The sequence below is a fragment of the Negativicutes bacterium genome, assembly GCA_021372785.1.
Taxonomy (GTDB): domain Bacteria; phylum Bacillota; class JAAYKD01; order JAAYKD01; family JAAYKD01; genus JAJFTT01.
This window is the reverse complement of sequence record JAJFTT010000012.1, coordinates 1-3,749: the sequence shown is the minus strand read 5'-3', so window position 1 is coordinate 3,749 and position 3,749 is coordinate 1. Positions and strand designations below refer to the sequence as shown.

Sequence of the window (3,749 nt, the reverse complement as noted above, 5' to 3'; positions counted from 1 at the left end):
AATAATTATAACTACAATTCCCGGAAAAGTCAATTGTTTTTATGTCAAAATATAGTGTTTTTATGCAGAAACACAGCACTTTCCGAAGTTTCTACGAGTATAGCTGGTTGTAGTTATAAAGTTTAGGTGGGAGCGTAGGATGGAAAGCAAAATCAATAGTTATTTACAAAGAAAAAAGGCGTTTCAGCCTTATTTCATGAGGTTTCAGGCAATATAGCTTGAGTATAGGAAAAGGTCCGACTGAGGGAGTATACCTAAAAAATCAAAATAGTGTGTCTAGTTAGCTTAGTCAAACCTTGATAGATGTGATAACGTTCCCAGCGCCCGCGGTGGCGATTCTGAAAATCGCTCGGGTGTTAGATGAAATTAGCCATGCAGAGGAAATATTCGACCTGCTAAAATCGATTCTTAAGAAACCAAAAAGGAGTGAAATTCCAATGAGCGTTTCTGAGCAGCCCATTCGCCAAAATCAACCGCTGCGCTTGATTCGTAATGTCACTTATCCTACGTATCAGCTGTATGCCATCGCCGGTAACGGAAAGCTGACGGCGGAAAGTGTGCTGAAGATCGTCATGCTCGAAACACTCAATTGGCTGCGGCAGCGTTTCCAGGCCTTGGATGAGCCGGAAGAGCTGAAATGGCCGCCTGCATCTCAATTTGCAGAAGTAGATTGCCGCAATTTTAAATCATTCCGAATTGATCGGGGCTATAAGCTGGAAGTCATCTGTTTACCCGAAGAAAAAATCTGGGCTCTGCAATTAACAGAACCCGACCTGGGGTCACAGCCGGAAAACCTAAAACAGAGCCGTGCAGCAGTGCCGGGCCGCCTCATTGAAACCAATATCGCTTATCGGATCGTTGCTGGCCAGGTGGAATGCGGTTTCCGTACCCTGGTATCCGATCCGGTTGGAATAACAGAACCTTGTGAGGTTTTTCGTTATTCCTTTATCAAACTGTTGGTACGCAATCCGCTGGTGGAATTGCATCACGGTATGAAACTTACCGAAGACGCAATTTACTTAGATAGTCCGGGAAAGACCAGGAATCTGGTGAATTGGCTGAAAGCAAAAGATCGGATGATGCCGTGCTTGGTCATGGCGGAATGCGCAGCGGAACAGGTAAAGCCGGTTGATTTGGCTGCTTATCAGAAGATAAGTTTGGATGCAGCTAGCATACATCAGGTGCCAATTCCCAATATCGCAGTTAAGCCGCCGGGGAAAATTAGAAAATGGCCGTTTGATATCACAAACTTGGCTCATTATCGTATGGGATATGCTCAGTTTTATACTTTGCCTTTAGAACAACAGAAGAATTTTGTAAAGTATAGCGGCCAGGCAATTGGTTGCGGCGATGTACTTTTGTTTGAACCGCTTTCCTTTGGCGGCGATGTGCTTCGCAGTCCTTATCAAAACAGCAAAGCTGATTCAAGACTATCCGGCAGCGATTGGGAGAAATTCAGCCAGGATTATTGCAGAAATAAGCCAGTGCTATTCGGAAACGTCGTTTTTTTACCGGAAGCGAAAGAAATTGACCGTTCGCATATGGTGAATCGCACCCAAAGCAAAGAGGAGCTCCTGCATGCCCTGGAAGAAAGAGAAGAGGCAATCAAAGAACGTTATCAAACCGAGTTGCAAGAAGCCGAAGGACAGGTTATTCAGAGAGACCGAAAAATCAGTGCGTTGAAAGAAGAAATTCACAATCTGGATGTTCGGAACCGGGAATTGCGCGAGCAAATGGAACTGCTGAAAGAAAAGCATCAAACTGAATTGCAAGAAAGCAAAAATGAAATCCTGCGGCTGCGCAATTTAAAAAATCGCCCTGTGCGGCCAACAGAAGTTGCCGGTTGGGTGGCAGCTGAATTTAAAGACAGACTTGTCTTTCATCAACGGGCATGCGCTGAGATGAGCGCTGTGGAACCAAATGAAATTAATCTGGAGTTGCTCTGCAATGCGCTGGAATACCTTGCTACCGATTATCGGGACAATCTGCTTGGCATCATCGATACAATGGAGATGCAGCGTCGCTGTGCTCAGAAGTATGAACAGCCATTTAAGATCACGCCGGTGAATGGGGTATCCGTTGAAAAATATGCCAGGGAATATAAAATCAAATGGAGGATCGGCTTCAAAGGCAAACCGGTAGAATGTCCGTTGAATTTGCACCTGAAGGCGGGTATTGATAATACAAAATTAATCAGAATATACTTTCTGTATGATTCAGCGCTGAAGTTGATTGTGGTGGGCTCACTGCCGGATCATTTGCCAACCATAAGTTATAAGTAAAATGAAATAAAAAGGGGACCGTCATTGTATGGACAATCCCGTTTCCGTTTTTTATATTCTATGATACAGTCTGTAGGTCTGTTGCTCGCTCGCCATAAAAGCCGTACGCCAACTATCAAAGTAAATATGCGCCAATTCTACAAGCGATTAATCGCCAACTATCAAAGTAATTTGAAGCGAGAGGATAGAAACCTAAATAAACTTTATCGATATGCAAATCTTTTGAAATGTGGAGATGTGATCAAAACTTATCTTGAGGTGATTATTTGATGCACGCTGAATCTGTTAAGTGTTAAGGCAAAACTTAAGAATTACGCGCATAGATGAATGAAAATCCGCTCGAGGCATATACTATATAGCAATGTCTTAGATGCGGTTGAAATGCTTGATTTTTGAGAAACACTCGCTCCCTCATAAAAAACGGTCACGGGCATATTGATCGGCATTGTCATCGATCAAGGCTTGCTGCCGGATGTGGATGCCAGGGTTCTGCCATACGTTCCCAATAAACAGCCCGTTCGGTATCCGGATCCGCGCAAAGAAAAAATCACTGTTGAGGATTTCCTGCCCATGAGTTCGTGCCTGGAATGCGATAATAACAATTCCTTTTCCCGCGGGAACGAGGAGCGCATGTATCTCATTGAAGACTGGGTTAGGTTCACCCTGGCTTTGCCTGTCAAGGGCTTTCCCGCCTGGGTAACCAAGCCCAAAGACGCTCCCTCTGGCCGCAGCTTCAATTTGCAGCTTATGATATGACCGGCAACGGCGGTAACAAATGGTGGTATTTCCGGAGCTTCGGCTGGTTGTTGTCATCACTGCCGTAAACTACAATCTGCGCGGCGCGCATCTCCTGACAGATCATCTTCCGACGGATTCTATTCTGGCTGCGGTCAACCAATAATAACAAAAGAACCAAAACCGGCGGAATGTCTGCAAACGCCGGCAGGCAGACTGCGTGACCAAAAAATCAAAATGGGAAGCATTGTGCGCGAAAATGCCAGCCCTGAACGGTTTGTTGTGATCTCGTCGTCATCAATGGCTTGTTTATTCGTTCCCTGTGGTTTTAATTCTTGATTCGTTCGCAAAAAGAGGGTATGCTATTGCCTATTATAGAACCGAAGGATGGCGATAAGCATAAAGTAATCCGGATTTTTACGCGCGGAGGAGCTTTTTCCCGGCAGTGACATTGTGCGTAGATCTGCGTTCAAAACTATCGGCAGATGGGATCACTATGCCCTTTTGGCCGGAGCAAACCATCGCCTTGCAATGGGTTTTGCCATTACAGGGCAGCAGTCTGCCTTTTTTGAAGGTAAAGATTGTTTTGAATGATTACAGCACCTCCAGAGTGCGGTAGAAACGGAAAGTTAGTGCGGTCATAACGGAAAACGAGTGCGGTGACGACGGAAAAGCAATGCGGCTTCGTCGGAAGATAGTGCAGTTGAGAAACTTGCCATAACGAGAAATTTG

The 3,749-nt window shown here is 45.1% G+C and carries 2 protein-coding genes; both read left to right on the top strand.

All coding sequences use genetic code 11. The annotated features are described in order from the left end of the window. Positions 1-437 precede the first annotated feature (437 nt). Positions 438-2,282, top strand: coding sequence for a hypothetical protein (locus LLG09_01980; protein ID MCE5195887.1), 1,845 nt, complete (start codon positions 438-440; stop codon positions 2,280-2,282). 435 nt (positions 2,283-2,717) lie between these two features. Further along, positions 2,718-3,038 carry a hypothetical protein gene (locus LLG09_01975; GenBank protein MCE5195886.1) on the top strand — a complete coding sequence of 107 codons (321 nt, stop codon included), beginning with the start codon at positions 2,718-2,720 and terminating at the stop codon, positions 3,036-3,038. The last annotated feature ends 711 nt before the right edge of the window (positions 3,039-3,749 follow it).